The sequence below is a fragment of the Planctomycetia bacterium genome (genome assembly GCA_015075745.1).
Lineage (GTDB): Bacteria > Planctomycetota > Phycisphaerae > UBA1845 > UTPLA1 > UTPLA1.
Genome location: JABTTW010000002.1, coordinates 760,313 through 778,940 on the forward strand (window position 1 = coordinate 760,313; position 18,628 = coordinate 778,940).

12 protein-coding genes are annotated in these 18,628 nt (G+C 61.1%); all 12 read right to left on the reverse strand.

Annotated elements, in window-relative coordinates; translation table 11 throughout:
• Positions 1 to 63: 63 nt before the first annotated feature.
• Entirely contained in the window at positions 64 to 2,256 is a 2,193-nt protein-coding gene (locus HS101_16695; protein ID MBE7507905.1) for a S8 family serine peptidase, read from the reverse strand.
• 935 nt (positions 2,257 to 3,191) lie between these two features.
• A complete protein-coding gene (locus HS101_16700) occupies positions 3,192 to 3,764 on the reverse strand; it encodes a hemerythrin domain-containing protein (GenBank protein ID MBE7507906.1) in 573 nt (190 codons plus the stop codon).
• A gap of 189 nt (positions 3,765 to 3,953) precedes the next feature.
• Positions 3,954 to 5,216 carry a tryptophan 7-halogenase gene (locus HS101_16705; protein MBE7507907.1) on the reverse strand — a complete coding sequence of 421 codons (1,263 nt, stop codon included), beginning with the start codon at positions 5,214 to 5,216 and terminating at the stop codon, positions 3,954 to 3,956.
• A gap of 33 nt (positions 5,217 to 5,249) precedes the next feature.
• On the reverse strand, positions 5,250 to 6,077 hold the full coding sequence (locus HS101_16710) for a 2-hydroxyglutaryl-CoA dehydratase (GenBank protein MBE7507908.1): 828 nt from the start codon (positions 6,075 to 6,077) through the stop codon (positions 5,250 to 5,252).
• Positions 6,078 to 6,091: 14 nt separating this feature from the next.
• Positions 6,092 to 6,928, reverse strand: a complete 837-nt coding sequence (locus HS101_16715) for a 2-hydroxyglutaryl-CoA dehydratase (protein MBE7507909.1) — start codon at positions 6,926 to 6,928, stop codon at positions 6,092 to 6,094.
• Positions 6,925 to 8,220: a 2-hydroxyacyl-CoA dehydratase gene (locus HS101_16720; protein MBE7507910.1), complete on the reverse strand. Its 1,296-nt coding sequence runs from the start codon at positions 8,218 to 8,220 to the stop codon at positions 6,925 to 6,927. The genes HS101_16715 and HS101_16720 overlap by 4 nt, the downstream gene beginning before the upstream one ends.
• A gap of 11 nt (positions 8,221 to 8,231) precedes the next feature.
• Positions 8,232 to 9,386, reverse strand: a complete 1,155-nt coding sequence (locus tag HS101_16725; GenBank protein ID MBE7507911.1) for a 2-hydroxyacyl-CoA dehydratase — start codon at positions 9,384 to 9,386, stop codon at positions 8,232 to 8,234.
• A complete protein-coding gene (locus HS101_16730; GenBank protein ID MBE7507912.1) occupies positions 9,383 to 11,899 on the reverse strand; it encodes a hypothetical protein in 2,517 nt (838 codons plus the stop codon). Before HS101_16730 ends, HS101_16725 begins: the two co-directional genes overlap by 4 nt.
• 27 nt (positions 11,900 to 11,926) lie before the next feature.
• Positions 11,927 to 13,174, reverse strand: coding sequence for a thiolase family protein (locus HS101_16735; protein MBE7507913.1), 1,248 nt, complete (start codon positions 13,172 to 13,174; stop codon positions 11,927 to 11,929).
• Complete coding sequence (locus tag HS101_16740) at positions 13,164 to 16,586, reverse strand: AMP-binding protein (GenBank protein ID MBE7507914.1); 3,423 nt, start codon at positions 16,584 to 16,586, stop codon at positions 13,164 to 13,166. Before HS101_16740 ends, HS101_16735 begins: the two co-directional genes overlap by 11 nt.
• Positions 16,576 to 17,388, reverse strand: coding sequence for an ATPase (locus HS101_16745; protein ID MBE7507915.1), 813 nt, complete (start codon positions 17,386 to 17,388; stop codon positions 16,576 to 16,578). The genes HS101_16740 and HS101_16745 overlap by 11 nt, the downstream gene beginning before the upstream one ends.
• Positions 17,385 to 18,623 (reverse strand): 2-hydroxyacyl-CoA dehydratase, encoded by a 1,239-nt coding sequence (locus HS101_16750; protein MBE7507916.1) that lies wholly within the window; start codon positions 18,621 to 18,623, stop codon positions 17,385 to 17,387. The genes HS101_16745 and HS101_16750 overlap by 4 nt, the downstream gene beginning before the upstream one ends.
• Positions 18,624 to 18,628: the final 5 nt, after the last annotated feature.

Genomic DNA, 18,628 nt, shown 5'->3' on the forward strand with positions numbered 1-18,628 from the left:
TGATGCTTAATGCGGCGTGCATTCGCTCGGATTGCGTAACCGGCGCCGTTCCCCGCCTTTTCGTCAGGCGCCGAGCAAGACGGATACGAATCCGTCCACATCCATGATATCAGGTGCGCCGGAGTAATTCATGTCCGCGGCGCACTTCGGGAAAAATGGTCCGCCCCCTAACAGAATTTGTACGAATTCCTGAACGTCGAGTCCGTCGAGGATTCCGTCTCCGTTCACGTCGCCTTTGATGCAATCCACGTCGCCCGTTACGACCAGGGCGTATCCCTGTGTGTCCTGATTGACTGCGGTTCCGGCGACATCGATTCGCCATACGCCGGCTTCGGGCGCGGCGAGGTGAACCTGTTCGGAATTATTGACCGAATCCGAGGAGCCGCCGGTCATGGACTCCGCTCCACTGAAGACGTTTCCGAGATAAACAGCGGCCGACGGGGAATGGACGGACAAGTTCAAGTTGTTGATGGGTGTCAGCCCGGCCATGACGGCTGCGGGGGCGTCGGTCCAGACGAGCGTGACTTTTAGCTGAGTCACGGTGGGACCGACGACGACGTAGTGCGACTTGGTCTCGCCGGTGGAAAGGCCGGAGGTGTTTCGAATGTCTTCGATCAAGGTCTTGCGGGCGTCACCGGCGAAGTAGATCACATCGTCCATCTTGATGAGACCCCAACCCTCCGTGGCGTTGAAGTAGCCGGCGATGCCGGACATGTCCGCCGCGGCGTTGATCACCATGGCCTTGAGTAATGCGCCGCTGGGGGTGAAGGCATGAGCGAGGTCGGGGACACCGGTGGGATAGAAGCCATCCATGAAGTATTGGCGGGTAAGCAAGCCCATCGCGGAGACGGCAGGCGTGGCGTAGGACGTTCCGCCGCTACTACCGGTGTCGTCGTTGCCGCAAACTGTATTCACGTCGGCCGAGCGCGAGCCGCAACCGGGGGCGAAGACCTCGGGCTTTTGCCGACCATCCGCGGTCGGACCGGCGCCGCCCATGCATTTCTGGTTCTGGTTGGGGGAATCTTTGCCGGCGGCGACGGAGAGACAGTTCTTTGCGTTTTCAGGCGCTTTGACGATGCCGCTGTTGATGACGGCGACGAGGACCAGGTCGTCTTCGTTGTCCCACGTGAAGGCGTCGATGTCGTGGGCCCACTGATTGTAAAAGTAGTCGTTATTGCCCCAACTGTTGTTGTGGACGCGGGCGCCGTCGTTGTGGGCGATGGTGAATCGGTTGTAGGCGTTGAAAACACCGCCGACCGCAACGCCGCTGTAATGTTGAAACACGATCTTGGCTTCGTAGGCCAGGCCCTTGAGGTCGGGATTCAACTCGGCGACTTCCTTGCCCGCGAAGGTACACCCGACGTGGGTGCCGTGAGCGCCGTAGCCCGGATTGATGCCCATACCGTAATAGGCAAGGAGCTTGCGATGCATGGGCCCGATGGGATTCGCGGGATCATCAAACGAGCAATGATCGGCCCGCAGATCCCAGTCGACGATCCCGGCGATCTGGTTTTCACCGTGGAGGCCCATGTCCCACAGGGTGCGGACATTGGCGATGTTGCTTTGGACGATCCAGGAAGTCGAGGCGTTTCGCGGCTGTGCCTCGGGGGCCTCATCGACGAAGAGGATGTCCTTTGATTTCAGGAAGGGCTCCATGCGGCGTTTGTCGAGTTCGATGCCGAGGCGACGAGAACCGTCGCGCGACGGAAGGCGCAGTGTCTTGCCGCCCAATCTAGCGGCCTCGGCGATAATCCGTTCGTTCCCGGCATCCTTAAAGGGATGCACGACGAGCAAACGGCGGCCACGGGCGTCGAGATCGCGTCGCTCTTTGGTGACGAATTCAGACTTGCCGATGGTGGGGCTGATTTTCCAGGCATCCTGAAAAACGCCGACCCAGGTGACGAAGCTGGCATCGACCAGCGCGGTCGCATCGGCGGCGCCGAGGTCTGCGATATAGGCGTGGACCGGAAGATACTGGTGGAGCTTCACGCCGGCGGCCGAGAGCACTTCGCGCCGGGCCGGCGTCATCGGGCCGTCGAGTTGAATGACGTAGGGAACCGCCGGGTCGAAGCGCGCCCTGGCGTGGAGTAGGGAGGGAATCTGAGACAGGTCGACGGTCTCCGTCCGGAATATCAACTTGCCGGGCGGGACTGCGGGTGCCTGCGCGCTTGCCGCGGCGGGCGCGAGCATGCACGCGGCGCAATGAATGCACGCTGCACCGAGCAGGAGATTCCAGCCCTTGGACCGATTACCCATTTTTTGAATCCGCCTCCAGAGAATCGGAGATCACCGAATTCTCTCCGTGCGAGCCTGTTTCCCCCTGCCGAGCGACGGCGAGCCGGTTGACGGCTCGGCCCCTGCCCGCAATGTCCACCATGGTTAATAGTATGCAGGCGACGGTTGAAAAACGAGCGTTTACGGGCCAATAATGTTGGGTTCCACGGGGTCAGCCGACCCCGTGCGGGGATGCACAAGCCGGTGGCGAGATTATCGGTTGGCATTCGCCGTACGATCCCCCGTGGCTCAGTTGGATCGAGCAACGGTTTCCTAACCGATTTTTTCCATGTCTTGCCGCATTCCAATCACGTTTTCGAGCCCGTCGCCGATCGAAGGCGTGCCCAACCGCCCGAATGTGTGCGAGCGGTTATCGCGACAACCGTCCCTTCGTTACGCGGCTTCTTGAGGAGCTGCACTTTCAACGCCCGTGATCGTGGCAATCGATCAGCGCGACACGCGATCGTCTGGCCGCCGGCGTGAAATCAAACTCCGTACACGGTGAACGTCTGTTAACGAACCCGGCGATCGTTTCACGCGCTGCGGCGGGACGGCGAAATCGTCTCGTACGCGACCAAGCACTCAAAGAGCTGGCGAAGCGAAAACAGCGCTCGTGCTGCCTGCGTTTCTCCTGAAAAGTACACGGCTCAGCCCGCGGTGGGATGCGCAGCCATAACAATGAGGTCTGACAGAATCCGTTAAGAGGAGAAGCACGACGCGACAAACTGCGCAACTCCAGTAACTGCAGAAAACGCCGCGATCACTGAATCTCGACAGGAAAGCCCTCGACGCGAAGAGGGGCGCCGGCTCGTGAAATTGCTCGTTTCCTGATCGTCTCCCGCGACCTTTTGAACGCCCAATTCCTTGCTTCTGGGTGTCCACTTCTAGTGGGGAACCTCAGCCTGCCCGATCCCCCGTTAGCGAGCCGAATCATCGGCATCAGGTGATTCGGAAACCAGCCGATCCGCGATGGCGCGACACATCCGGTAGGTTTGTTCATAGTCGCGATTTTGCTCCACGTCGCGATAGGAACTCGTCAAGTGCGAAAGCGATTCTCCCTGAATGATCTCATCCGCGATTTGGAAGAGGACTTGGTCCTCTTTGCCGATGTGGTTTCGAAGTAGATCGAGAAAAGCAAAGCCGTGCCGCAGGAAAGCATCGATCGCCGCGGCCTCTCCCTTTTCGGCCGGCCCCAGACAGTCGGCCATCGAGCGGACGTGAAGGCGACCTTGCCGGTGCTCTTCAAGCATGACCGCAATGGGTCCACAATCGCCGGGCATTCCGCAGCGCTGGAGGCAGGGGAAGAGTTTTTCTTCCTCCTTGCCATGGTGGCAAAGATCCGCGAAACCCCGGAAAAACTCGATGTAGTGCCCAAAAACCGATCGGTCAACGATTTGTGATTCGCGGGCGGAGGCGAGGGCCGGTTCGAAACTGTCCAGCACTTTGAGGATTAGTTGGTGCTCCTCTCGAAGGCATCGAGTTGCGTCCATGAGAGTATCCTTGTCTGAGTTCGCGGGTCAAACTACAACGATTGTAGCGAGTGATCCAGCCGAAGCGCGACGTTTGTGAAGCCGACTGAGGCCTGGCAAGACGGCTCCGTAGGCGGCGACGAGCGCCCGGCGCCGCGCTCCGAATGATCCAATGGTGTCCGTGATCCTGCACGAAGTCATCGCAATCTCCTACGTCTCGCTGACGCCTGACAGAGCGGGGGGCGGCGGCGTCATCTGGGCCAGCGCCGCCTTGAAGGCGTTCAAGTCTTTCAAGACATCGCCCACGAGGCAGTCGATAAGGGCGCGTCGTTGCCCGGGGAAGCGCTTTACGAACTCGCCGAAACTGAAAGTCGGGTCGTAGAAGGCGTAGATCAGGCGCCGGACGACGTCTACTCCCGCCATCAATTGCGGCTCGAATGCGCCGAGCCGCGCGGCGCTAACGTCGTCTGCTTCGAGGGCCTGGCGAATGGCGTCGGCCGCCAGCTCCGCCGAAGCCAGAGCGAGAAACAGTCCCGAGGAATAGATGGGGTCCAGAAAAGCCCGCGCGTCACCAATCGCGACCCAACCGCAACCGGATGTCCGGCGATTGAAGTACGCCAGCTCTCCAGGGCCGCCGTACACCTTCGCGCAGCGCTTTGCCGACTTGAGACGCTCCAACAGGGGCGCGCAGGCATTGACTTCCCGCTCGTAAATGGCTTCGGTTTCCTGTTCATTCGAAAAAAGCTCGTCCGGGTCGGCGACGACGCCCGTGCTGACTACGTCGTTGGGCAAGGGGATGTACCAGAACCATCCTCGGCGGCGGATCATGAAGATGGTGGTTTCGCCGGAGTCGATTCCGCTGAGGCGCTTGCCGCCCTTGTAATACGACCAGACCGCGGCCTTTCTCAGACCCGGCACAGGACCTTTGAGACCCAGTTGTGCTCCTATCACCGTGGAGCGGCCGGAGGCATCCACCAGCACGCGTGCGGCCACATCGTACGGCCTGCCATCGGCGGGCTGCGCGCGGACGCCTACCGCCCGATCGCCCTCGAACAGTACTCGTTCCACGGTCGTTCCCATACGAACGTCCGCGCCGTTATCCCGCGCGTGATCGAGACAGAGCCGATCGAACGAAGATCGCTCGACTTGCCAGGTCCGACTCCGCTCGCCCTCGATGGTTTCCGAGAAATAAAACGGCGTCGACTCCGTGCCATCGGGCGAAACGAAACGCACACTGTACTTTTCCGGATAATCGGACGCCCGCAGTTTCGGCAGCAGACCCAGACGATCCAATACTCCGTAGGTATGAGGGATCAAAGATTCGCCAATGTGATATCGCGGGAACTGCCCTGATTCGAACACCAGGCAATGATACCCCGCGCGCTCCAGGAACACAGACAATGCCGCGCCGGCGGGACCCCCGCCGATGACGGCTACGTCGATCGGTCGGCTTAAGACGGATTCGCGGGCCATGAAACGTCCTTCACGAGTGGTTTATCATCACCATCAAACCACCAGGTCTGTGGCGAGGGGAGCCGTGGTTGCGGAGCGTTTACGGAGCCGACTGAGGCCTAACAGGGCGGCTCCGTAGGCTGCGACGTGGGACGAATGCTCGGGTACGAGGACGGGATGCGCGAACTTCTTGCGACACGCCTCGACCATTCCCTCTTGCAATGCCACGCCGCCAATAAAGACGACGGGGCCGTCGAATCCCACCATCTTGAGCTGGCTCATCGCCCGTTCGGCAAGCGAATCGTGAGCCCCGCGGACAATGTCCGGAACGGTCCGGCCTTCGGAGACGTGGTTGATAATCTCCGACTCGGCCAGGACAGCGCAAACGCTGCTGATCGGCTGCGGATGCTCGGCTTGCATAGAGACGCTTCCCAACTCCTCGATCTTGACTTCCAAGTAGCGCGCGACGCGCTCCAAGAATCCCCCGCTGCCCGCGGCGCATTTCTCGTTCGTGCGGAAAAGCTTGACTTTTCCGTTGGCGCGCAAGGCGATGGCGCGGGTGCACTGGGCTCCCATATCCAAGACAAAGCGGGCTTCCGGGAAGAGCGCATGCGCTCCGTGTGCACCGCAGGTCAGGTCGGTGATCTGGATATCGCGACCGTCAAAGCTGTACCGTCCCAGACCCGTTGAGGCAACGTAGTCAAGCTGATCGGGTTGTATGCCGGCCTGTTCGCACGCAGCGTTGATCGATCGCCGAGCGACCGCGTCGAAATCGGCCTGCGTGCGGGCAAGTCCGATGCCGCGAAAACGCCCTGCTTCGTCGATGATGACCGTCTTGGTCGCGCCGCTGCCGAGATCAACTCCCGCGATATGTTGCATCATGCTCTCCTTGATGTTCAGCCATCGACCCAGACTGCCGGTTCATCCGGGACGGTTCGACGTGTGGCTTCCGCCGCGAATACATGGTCTAGCGCAAAGAGGGCCGCCCCCAATGCGCCGGTGAATTGCGAGTCCGGCGTCACGTTGAGCGGCGCCCCCAGCTTTTCTTCCAGGGTCGAGATCATGCCGACGTTTCGGGCGACCCCACCGGTGAACGTGATTTCCTGCTCGATGTCCACGCGGCGGACCAAGCCAATCGTGCGTGAGGCAATGGCCTGATGCACGCCAGCGAGGATGTCCTCGATCTTTTTCTTCTGGGCGAGGTAACTGAGGATGTCCGACTCCACAAAGACGGTGCAAACGCTGGTCAGTCGGATGGGGTTCGTGCCCTTGAGTGAAATAGGCCCGATTTCATCGAGCGTAAGACCCAGCACATCCGCGGCGGCGGCGAGAAATCGGCCGGTGCCTGCGGCGCATTTGTCGTTCATGCAAAAGTCCAGCACGTCGCCGTCCGGACCGACTTTGATCGCCTTGGTATCCTGGCCTCCCATATCGATAACGGTCCGGGTGCCGGGAAACAGCATGTGCGCGCCGCGGGCATGACAGGAGATTTCCGTCACCTGGGCATCGCCTGCTTCGATTTTGTAGCGGCCGTACCCTGTGCCCACGACAAAGCCGAGCCGTTCCCGCGGCACGCCAGAATCGGCAAGCAGGGCGTCGAGGGCGACCTGTCCGGCACGCTTGACGTTGGCGCCGGTGTCGATCAGTTTTCTGGCGATGATCGATCGAGCGTCGTCGATGAGGATGGCCTTGGTTTGCGTACTTCCTACGTCGATGCCGGCGGCATAAGTCATGTTTGTACCTCTTTGGTCTGACTTCCCTGTACCTGTCGGATCCGCTTGTAGCGCAGAGACTCGAAGAAGGCGTCGATGCGGTTGCGGAGCTGGGCCTCGGCGTAATAGCGCGGATCTTCCAGGTCCGACTCGACCATCAAGGTCGGCACGCCGCATTCCTTGATGAAATACTCGCGCATATCGCCCTGACCGGCGGAGAAGAGGCGACAGCTCTTGACGCTATGGATGACCAGGGCGTCGGCGTGCCATTCCTCGACATAGCGCTTGATCTGCCGGTAGCGCTCCAGCATCGAGCGGTTGCACAGGTTGTGCAGGATCATCTGCTCGGCGATGCTTTCCAGCGGTCGATCGGGGTCATGAACAAAGCCGAATTCCCAGATGCCGCCCACGGTGGAATAGGTGCTCTGAACAGCGACCGCGCCCCATTTTTCGAAAAGACTTCGGAAATTGCGGTAGTAAGGGTACGGCGGCGGCCCCTCGACGACGATGCGGAACTCCTCCTGGTCGGAGACTCCGATTCCCTCGGCCGTCATTTTTTCATAGACCTCGACGGTCTTGTCGAAAAAGTCCACGGCCTCCTTCGTGCCGCGCAAGGCGTTGATCGGACCCATCATGTTGATGCTGTCGAAGTAGGCGTCGAAGGGGGCCGGCCGGTGCTTGCACAGATCTTTGGCGCGCTTCCAACCGCGCTCGGCCCGCGCCGAATAACGCAGAATCTCGCGCAACCGGTCGATGTCGAACTTCTTGCCGGTCAGCGCCTCGCAACGGCCGATCAGTTCGCGCAGTTGGGTGATGACGTAGGCGATATCCTCCTTGCTCGGATTCGCCTCGCGGACGAAGGGGATGTCGAGCATGACCAACGGCACGTTCATCATGCTGGCGCAATGCTCGAACCATTTGATGTAAACATTGCAGCCGACGAAATTGCAGACGATCAGCGAGGGTTTGGGCGTCGTTCCGTTTTCGCCGACGCCGCCGCAGAGCGTGTAGCCGATGTCGGCCTTGACGTAGGCGCAGTTGTCGGAAGCGTAGCCGATCTCCTCGGCCTTGATGATGTAGGGAAGTGAGTTCTTGCGGATGGCCAGTTGGAGGGCATTGATCTCCGGAAAGACCGGCAGGATGTCGAAGCATCGCAGGATTTCGACGCAGTTGCCGCTAACCATCAGATAGGCGGAGGGTACGCCGGACTGCGTGGCGTCCTTGAGCTGGGACATCCAATCGCTCATGAGGTCTCGGGAGAGCGTATGAACATCGCCCCGGTAGTCCTTGGTCTGCACGGGTGCCGCTGACATCTTGTGTCCTTTCAATCAAAAAGAATCGATTCGGCGAAGGTCTCCACCTCCGTCCGCGGCGCGTCGAAGGTCCACATCTTTTCCTCGAACTCCAGCTTCAGGTGCGGAATGCCGGCTTCGTCGAGACGCTGACGAAAAAGCACGTAATCCAGCAGTGCCGGCTCACAGAACTTGGCGGGCGTGAAGAGCACAGCCTCCGCGCCGGCCTGGCGCATTCGCAGAATCAATCCTTCCGAGCGGGGGTGCCCGTTGTCATGCCGCACTGACGTATAAACGCTGCCGTGAAGGTACGCGTCCGCGAGCGCGCCCAGTGGATCACCATGGCAGACAACATCCGCATGGAAAAGCCGGGAGCCGATGATCATGTCGTCGTCCTTGACCTGGCAGCCGGCCGCCTCGATGGCATCGAGTAATTCGATCGGCGGCTGCTCGCAGAATGCCCCTTCAACGACGACCTTGACGCTGTCGCGCGGGTGCACTTTTCGCGCCTTCACCTGCTCGACCAGTCGTTCGAGGAGCGGTGAGAAGTCCTCCGGCATCATCCGTGTGCCGGCCTGCACGACGGCGCGGAGGTCTCCGGCGGAAATGGACCCCGGGCGGCTCTTCCGCTCGTCGTACAACGCTCGAGTCATGCGACGGATGCGGTTGTAGACGTCCAGGCTTCCGGCGATGGCGGTGTCGGTAATCTCACGCCCCTGTTGTGCGGCGAGATTTGTTCGGAAACGTTCGAATTCCGCCCGCGTGTAGGCCTTCGACGCGGCGCTCGACATGTTCTGCGGCAGATGAAGAAACTCCACGTACAAGTCCGGCGAATTGCGCTTCACGACGCTGGCCAGGTTCCGGGCGACGTCGCAAATGGAGCTGAACACGACCCCGTCGAAATTGTTCATCTCGCCGCACAGGAAAAGCTCCAGTGTGCTCTTAGCGATCGAGCAAATGAAAGATTGGAAACGCGAGTCGGCATGGGTGATTTCCAGCTTGTTGCCCGCGCCGAAAACACTCACCGGCATCAGCCCGGCGGCGTGGATCACTTCCACGGGCGCATACACCGGAAATACCGCGAAGGCGCCGAGCCCCTCGCGACGTTGCCGGGCCTGGGCCAGCACCTGGCTGGGGAGAAGATCAAGCAGTTCGCGACAATGTTGAATGATCTCTTCGTATTTCATGGCGACTCGCTCCGCGCTCTCGCGCCGTTCGTCGGCGGCTCGATTGTGACTGCCTCCGCCAGGCCGTCGTCCGCGGGGTAGGTCCAACCCGGCAGCGGCGTGTCCCGACAGGCATAATCCATTTTGGCTGGGGCGCCTCGCCGATCGAGCAGCGCCAGCAGTCCGGTTCGAATGAAAGGATTCTTCTTGGGGTCGAAAGCATCGGCCGTCTCGCGAGGCAGGGCCTCGTCGTCGGTTCCGCGAGACAGTTCATGCTTGAACAGAGCGCGTGAATAGGGAGCGTCTTTGGCCATCAGGCGGGCGCGCTCGTAGCCGCGCCGCAGCGCCTCATATTCGTCATCGAAGACGCCGTTTGACAACCCCACCTGCCAGGCCCGATCGGCCGTCAGGCCCTGGTCGAAAATTTCGAAGATCATCGAGTCGCCCATGCCCAGGCGCTTCAGCTCACCGGCCGCGCCGAATCCGGGGAGGATCGCGTAGTCTAACTCCGGCTGGTTGTAGGAGTTTCTCTGAATCCACCGCGTAGAGCGTTCCAGTGAATCAAAGGCGAGGCCCATCGCGCGGAGGTCGTAGCGCAGATCCAGGAAATAAGTAAACTCCGCTCCGCCTCCCCACTTTTCGCCGAACACGCCGATGGTCGCGACGGGGCTGCGCTGGATCAGCCGGAAGATGCCCAGCGCGTTTCGACTCGACGATGCTGCTTCCTCATGCGAAAGCGGCACATAGCCCTTCTCCCGCTCGTACCAGCCGCGGTTGAATTCGCGGGCATCCGCGCCGAGCATCCTCATGCCGCCGCCGGCCGCGGTGAAGAGCACGGCGCCGCACTTGCCGTCGCGATGCAGCTTTAACGCGTGGTGATAGGCGTGGGTGAGCTGGTCGATCACCGCCTTGTTGAACACGTTGCCGCGCAGCGGCTGATTAAACACGATGCTGGCGACGCGATCTCGGATCGACGGCCCGTGGAACTTGAGCGTCGGATAGAACGGTCGGTACTCGCCGGTCTCGAGGTCCAACTCCGCCACCGGCGTGCGATAGGATTTGCCGTATCCCAGAAGGCCGCCGAGATTGCGTTTCTTGAGTTCGAAAAGCAGGCTGGGGCAGCCGACCCGCGGTCCGGCCTTTCCGTCGATGTCGAGCATGGCGAGAATCGGCGGATCATCCGCGTTTTCATCCTGCGCCCGGCGGATCAGCTCGATCAGCCCGTCAAGCGTCAGTTTGGCAATGAGCGCGTCGATCAATTCAATGAGGCCGATCTTGAAGCGCAGGCCGGTGCGCGTCGAAAGATTGATCTGGCCCGGTGTGGCGATGCGATCCTGAATCAGGTCGAGAGCGTACAGGCAAATCGGCAGAGCGTATCGTCGAAAGGCCCGGCCGCCGGCGTCATCGGCGCAGCCGACATGGATCAGCGACTCGGCGCTGCGAATCCTGCCGGCGCGGCGGTCGCGCTCCATCGCGTCGTAATACGACCAGAAGTCCTTGCGGGATATCTCGCCGATGGGCACATACTGCCCGCTGGCGGGATCAAATACTTTGTTGGGTCCGGGATTGTCGCGGCACGCGCTCCATTGATAAAAGCCCTGCTGAGACGGGCTGTTGACACCCGTCGAACCGTCTTTTTCGAACCCCGCAATCCAGTCCGGGTAATACTTTCCGTCCCGATGATAGAGGCCTCGCAGGCGGTCGGTCGGCGGCAGTGCCTGGCCGAAATGCCGTGACGACTCGGTGTACGGCATATGGCCGGTCTGATCGAGCACGGTAAACGGATTGGCGGTCAGCAGGGTCCACAGCCCGCCGAGTTGAACGATGTCCTGCGCCGTGCGGACGTCCCAGGAGATGATCGCCGCCATCGCCTGGAAGATCGGATCGGTGATGTAGCCGTGGTGGTCGACGGGCAGTGCGATAACCGTCTTTTCAAGAATCTGATCGGCAAAGACGACACCGATGGCGAACGTCTCGTTGGAGGCGTACTTGCCCTTCATCACGTCGATCAGGGCATTGGCCTCAAAGGGGAAATAACCATGCACGGTGAGAAACTTCTCCCGGAACGCCTCGCAAGGAAAAAGTTCGGCCAGTTCGCTGGTCGTGTGCGACGAAGTGTTCGAAAAGATGGCGGCGATTTTCTCGGGATCGAGGACTTTCGTGAGCGCTTCGAAGATGTTTGATTTAATGTCGGCTCGTTCCGTGGCCACCTCCCAGACAATGTCGGCGTCCCGGAGAGCAGCGTAGTCCTGGGTGAAGGCGGTTCGCGCCGCCAGGGCCTTGGCGTCCTCCGGGCGAATCCGATTCTGCTGCTCCTGTTGGCCCACGAATGCTTCGAGCCGTGTTTGGGCCCGTTCGAGGGCTGCGGGCTGGACATCGAGCAGAGTGATCTGGTAATCCGTTTTCTGGAGCAGATCGATGGCAATGCCCTGGCCCATCGTGCCGGCGCCGATGATCGCCACGCGGCGGATTTCGTTGATACGGCGAACTGCCGATTCAATCGACTTGTCTCCGAATGAGAATGCTCGCTTCATGACAAACCACCCTTCAACGACCTCTGATCAGGTCATCTCCGTGTCGCGGATGATGACCGCGATACCCTGCCCACCGCCGATGCACGCCGAGGCACAGCCATAATGCACGGTTCGTCGCTGCATCTCGTACATCAGGTCCACGAGCAGGCGGGCGCCGGTCGCGGCCAGCGGATGGCCGATGGCGATTGCGCCACCGTTTACATTCACGATTTCGCGGTCCAAATCCAGCTCCTTCTCGACGCCCAGAGACTGCGCTGCAAAGGCCTCGTTGATTTCCCACAGGCCGATGTCCTTTTTCTCAATTCCCGCGCGGGTCAATGCCTGTTGAACTGCGGGCACCGGGCCACGGCCCATCACGCGAGGATCAACACCGCACACGCCGCAACCGGCGATCGCGTAGCGCCCCGACAACCCCAAGGCGTCGGCCCGCGTCCGGTCGGTCAGGATCACCGCTGCTGCGCCGTCGCTGATCTCGCTGGCGTTACCGGGCGACACGAGCTTGTTGGGTGTAAGCCCCGGCAGCCTGGCCAAGACGTCCACTGAAGTCTGGCGAACACATTCGTCCCGGGCCAGGTGAATGGGTCGCCCAACCGGGTCCTTCGTCTCGACCGCGAACATGCCACGGAGTAAATCACCGCCGTTGAAGCAGCTACGGCGATATGCGGCTCGCGCCTTTTCGTGAGACAGATCGGCGTATCGATCGCATTCCTCGCGCGTGACGCCCATTCGCGCGCCGTATTCGTCGGCAGTCAGCATCATGCTGGTGCGAGCCAGGTCATGATTGAGTGAGGTGAGCATGGCGTCCTCGACGCAACCTCCCTCGGTAAATTCCCAGAACGCCGAGCGCGATCGTCGCGAACGGACGATTTGTGGAACGCGCGACATCGTTTCGGCGCCGACGCAAAGCACCGTCCGGGCGCTGTCCAGGTGGTCCGGCAGAAGAATCTGGTGACAGCCGGTAACGATGGTTTGGAGACCCGATCCGCAGATCCGCTGGACCATGAGGGCCGGGATTTCGACGTTCAAATGGCATCGCAGTGCGACATTTCGTGGAAAGTAAATGTCTTGCATGCCGGGGGCGGTCATTTGATAGACGTTGGCGCCGACCGCTGCATCGATCCTGTCCCGCGCAATACCGCTTCGTCGAATGGCCTCTTCGGCGGCGAGTACCGCAAGGTCCTCCGCGGCGCAGCTTGCCAGCGTGCCGCACTTGACGCCGATGGGCGTGCGTGCGGCGCCGACGATGACGACTTCTTCATGACCGTTACGCGACACCGGCACAGGTCCTCCGAGTCTCGGGTTGGGGTACGTCAATCACACCCTCGGGCGGGTCAGCCGAAAACATCGCCTCGATCTGTCGTTGGTAGTTGTTCAAGATGACTTTACGGACCAGTTTTCCTGACGGCGTCAGTTCGCCCTGATCCAGAGAAGGTTCGTGGTTGGCGACAATGGCGCGGCGAACGCGCTGGTACTTAACTTCAATCAGGGAATTCAGGCGGGCGAGTTCGTTGGCCATCAATTCGCGGAAGGCGGAATGGTCGGTCAACTCTCCGGTAGAAAGACCCCGTTGGGCCGCCCAGGATTGCACCTTTGACCAGTTCGGATAGAGGATGGCGCCGACGAAGTCCCTTCCCGAACCGATCACCACCGCACAGTTGATATACGGCGATTCGTTGACCAGCACCGACTCAATCCGTTGCGGATGCACCTTCTCGCCGGTCGTCAGCTTGAAGGCGCCATCCTTGCGGCCAAAGAGGTGCAGGCCTTCGGGCGTGAACTCGCCCAGGTCGCCGGTATGGAACCAGCCATCCTCGTCGATGGCGCGGCTGGTGGCGTCTTCGTCGTCGAGATAGCCCAGCATCACATTCGGCCCCTGGACCATCAGCTCCTGGTCACTGCCCACGCGCACGCGCACGCCCGGTATGGGCTGGCCGACGAATCCGCACCTGCGGGGCAAGTCCGGAGTGGAAAGCGTCACACAAGGCGAATTCTCCGTGAGTCCCCATCCCTCCAGGACTGGCACGTTGCGCTGACGGTAGGCTGCATCCACGGTGGTCGGCAACGGCGCCCCGGCGGTGAACACGAATCGCAGGCGCGCTCCGAAGACGATTTGTTCAGCCGCGGCGTCTTCTTGACAGCGCGTCATAATCATGTCGTGAACGCGCGGAACGCTGCAAAATATCGTTGGCGAGAAGACCTTCCAGTTGGCGATCAAACGGTCTATGTCGCGGCCGCGGGAGTCATCAAGGCAAATTTCCGTGCCATGATAAAGCGTCAGAAATCGCTCGAAGAGGCCCCCGAAGCTGTGATGCCAAGGCAGGAAACTCATCAGCACGTCGTTGGGGCATAAATCCCAAATGAGCGCCAGGGCTTTCTGTTGGGAAATGAGACTGCGGTGACAGAGTTGGACACCCTTGGGTGGACCCGTCGTTCCGGACGTATACATGATGATGCACAAATCGTCCGGACAGACGGAGTCGATCCTTTCGTTCAGCCGATCGGCGGCTGCGCCTCCATCCATGAGCAACTCCGCGAAATCCAGCGCGCCCCACTCCGCACTACGACGATCGAAGTCCATGCAGTAGTACCGCTCGATCCAGGGATACAAAGAGCGATCGATCTTCTCAAGCTGGTGGTGGCCCGAGACAACCACATACCGCGGCCGTGCATGGCCCAGCACATACGCCACCTGCGCCTGAGGATAGCCCGCGAACACGGGAACGCTGACCGCGCCGATGGTCGCCGCCGCCAGTTCGAAGAGATACATCTCGACGCGGTTCTCGGAAATCATTCCGATGCGGTCGCCCCGTCGAACGCCTAGGTCGATCAAATGGCTGGCGATCCGGAAAACCCGATCGGCGAACTCCATTCGCGTGATCGACTTAACTTGCTCGCCCTCTCGATACCGCAAGTACACTCGGTCGGCCCATTTCCGCGAAGTCTCCCGCAACACGACTCCGAGAGACGGCTCGTATTCACCGAGGGGAATCGGATGACTATGTTCCTCACCGACCCGACGGATTCCGATCTGTTCATCAAGCCCGCGCGGCGTCGTTTGACAATAGGCCAGGCAGGAATCACGGAGCAGACTTTGGGTGAGCGTGAATCGCTCTTCCGGCGGCTTGAACGTGAAATCCGTGCTCATGGGATCGATGCCGCTGCGGCGGCGGACCAGATGCGACGCCGCGAAGTAGATGATGTTCGTCGCCAATTCCTTGATATGCGAGCAGCCGGCGCGGCCGCCGACGCGCTTGGCGATTTCGTTCAGCACGCCGCGTTCGATACGCAGGCCGACGAGCCGCTCGGCGACGGCCTCGACCTCGCGGCAGACGGGAAACGGCACGCGGATCATGTCGAGCCGGCTGCGAGTGATCTGCTCGTCGGGCAGGTAGACGTTGAACTCCAACTTCACGAGGTGCTCGTCGTCGAGCATGGTGCCGATCAGGTTCACGTTGTCGGGACCCGCATCGTAAAGTTCGACCGTGAAATTCCGTTGTGCGATGAGCTTCATGTTTCGCGCCCTTGAACCGCCCAGAGATGACTTTTGATCGCGATACCGAATGGCCCGCGCCATCGACTCCTGAACCTGATGACCCAGCGCCTTGAACAGCTTTTCCTCGACAAGGAGCCCGGCCTTGGCGGCGTAGCGGCCGAGCGGCGTCAGGATCCATTCCTCGTTGGAGAACAACCGCACGCTGTTCAGCCCGCGGGTCAACGCGTCGCGAAACTGTTTGACCGAGCTGGTGACATGATTGGCGTGCGCCAGGATCGTCGCGCGGTGTACGGCCCATATCTCGTCGTACGTCGCAACGGGCGGATAGGCGCCGACGGCCCGGCCCACGTCGAAGACCGCCCGCGTAACGCGATCGACGAACTCGGCCTTGCTCTCGTCCTTGCAGAGGTCGCCCATCCGCAGGTCGATCAACTCGCCGTCGGACTTCACCATGTGGATCAGCCCACCGACGTTCAGCACGATCGAGATCATGGCCTTATCGAACTCGATGCGCGTGGCCGGCACACCACGGATGTGCTGGGCTGGATAGTCGTGGGCCGCCAGGATGACTTCGATCCGGGCTCGCTCGTCCTCGCCGCCGCCGGCGAACAGCAGAGTGCCTTTGCGCTCCAGGATGTAGACGGTGTCCGGCCCGCTGCCGCGCCGCCCCCCGGCCTGGAGCGAGACGCCGCGCACCACTCGATCGAGCAGCGCGGCGACCATCTCTTCCGTCAACTCGGGCAGCCGCCGCATCAGGAGCGATTCGTGCAGTTGGTCCTCGTAGGTGTGCAGCGTTTGCTCCGCCAGGACGCCGTTGGGCAGGACCAACGCGATCGGCACGCGGGCGCGGATATCCGCGACGCTGCGAAGCCGCCCGCGCCCCGCGAGGTTCTCCAGAAACTGCGTCAGCATCCCGGTAAAAAGCGGGAGCTGGTCGGGATTACAGCAGACGAAAAGCAGCTCCGGCAGCCGCCCCAGCGCGTCGGCCTCAAGCACGTTGGAAAAGACGCGATTCCGCAGTCCCACCGCCCGCAGCGCCCCTTGCTCGTCCAATTGCAGACTGCCCGACTTCTTGAGCAGCTCGGTGATGCCGTCGGCGTTGTGCCCGATGAAACAATTTGCCTGTGCGTGAACGAAGAACCCGACGCCCAGCGCTCCGGGCGGGTGCACGCCGATGTGTCCTTCACACAACATGGTTGGACACCCTCCTGGACATTGCGAACTCCCGGGCCAGCAGAGCTCCGCCGTATGCGCCCGCATGTTGCGGCAGCGGCGGTCGAAGCACCGGCCGCTTCAGAACTTCCTCCAGCGCCCGTACCATCGCCCGGCAGTACGTCACGACGCCGCCCGTGGCCGCGACGGGACCGCCGCAAAACGGAAACATCTCAAACACGCGCGAGGCAATGGATCGAAAAAGCCCCATGGAAATGTCCTGCGGCGGCTGGCCGTCCTTGATGCGTTCAAGCACCTCTGTCCCGGCGAATACCGTGCAATAGCTGTTGACCACGGTGGCGGATGTCGATTGCATCGCCAGTTCGTCCACGTCGGTGAGCGGCATGCCCAGACGAAGGGCGATCGACTCCAAAAAAGCTCCCGTACCTGCGGCGCATTTGGCGTTCATTCGGTAGTCGGCCATCTTGCCATGCGGATCGACCCGGATGACCTTGGTGTCCTGACCGCCGATATCGACGATGTACTCAACCTCGGGATACCACTGCATCGCCCCGCGGGCATGGCAGGTGATCTCCGTAATCTTCCGGTCGGAAAAGGCCACACGACCTCGGCCGTAGCCGGTCGAGACGCAGAAGGCGATGTCCGCGCGGGATTGCCCGGCTTGCTCCAGCGCCTGCGTCAATACGCGCTCGGCGGCGGCGCTGTAATCGAAGCCGGAGGACGTGACGCCGGTGCTTAACAGGTTGCCCTCGATGTCGACCACCACGCACTTGGTCGCCGACGATCCAGCATCGATCCCGACATAGAGGGAACCGTTCATCACTTGCGGCTCTCCAACTGTTCCATAAAGGCCTCGAGGTTGGTCATGGTTTGCGCCGTGGAAAAGAAGCGCACGTCTGATAGGTCGCCGTCGAAGACCAGCACCGGCATGTCCAACTCGTCGCGGATGCGCCGAGTCATGCCGAAGCGGGAGTTCGTGTTGTTCGGACATGTCCGGGCGTTGTGGAAGATCGCCCCGTGGATGTCGAACCGATCAAACATCTCCGCGAGGAACGCCTGTTTGTATTCCTCGTCTCGATTGATGAAGATCTCGATGCTGGTGCGGGCCATCCAATCCAGCGGGTCCCCGCCTTCATACTCGGCGAAGGCCCACGAATTACAATACGTGCTGGCGGCGATGACGGCGCCGAGATCGAAGAACTTTTCGGACAGTTCGCGGATCTTCGGCCAGACCGGCATGCCTTCCCAATACAAGCGATGGCGTTCGTCGGGGATGGCGCCAAGACCTTCGTGAACGCGCTGTTGCATCTCCGCCAGCAGCGATTCGTAGTACTGGATCGCGTCCTGACTGCAGCGCATCACGACCACCGGCGCCATGTGGATGAGCCCATCGAAGAACGTCAGCGGCGAGGGGTGGTTTCGCGCCGTATCCAGAACCCTCTTCCACAGCATGCTCACCCGGCTGGAACGATGGACCAATTCCTCGAGATGGGAAAAACTGAATTCTCGGCCCGAGGCCCCGCTGATCTGATGGATTAGCTCCAGTAATTGGCCCCGCACGTATGACACCATCTCCGACGTCACCGCGCCCAGATGCCCCGGCGGCCGAATACCAAAGACCGGCGCATGATGCCTTCGGCTGAAAAAACTCAACCAGTCCTGTACCTCGCGACATTGGTTCGTGCTGTACACCAGGAGGTCCGGCGCCGGAGGGCCCGAGATACCATAAGCGTCCTGAAGCGGGCTGTAGCCGGCCAAGGCTGCGCCTATGTCGCTGTTCATGTAGGAGCAGGACTCAGCGCAATAGCCTGTGTTTACCGCGTGGGGGATATACTTGTGGCTGATTTTCCGGGCGCCGAGCATCGCGCCGTGGTTCTCGGGAAAGTACACCGCATAGCCGAAGGCGGCCAGGATTTCGCACGGTCCGACGGACGTGCACCAGGCCACCTGCCGCGCCGGGTCTCGCGTGGCGGCATCGAGATCGAGAAAATAATCGCGCAGCAGCGATCGGAGTTGTTTCTGCGCCTTGATCTCCACCCATTTCTCCGTCGTCGGCATCTCGG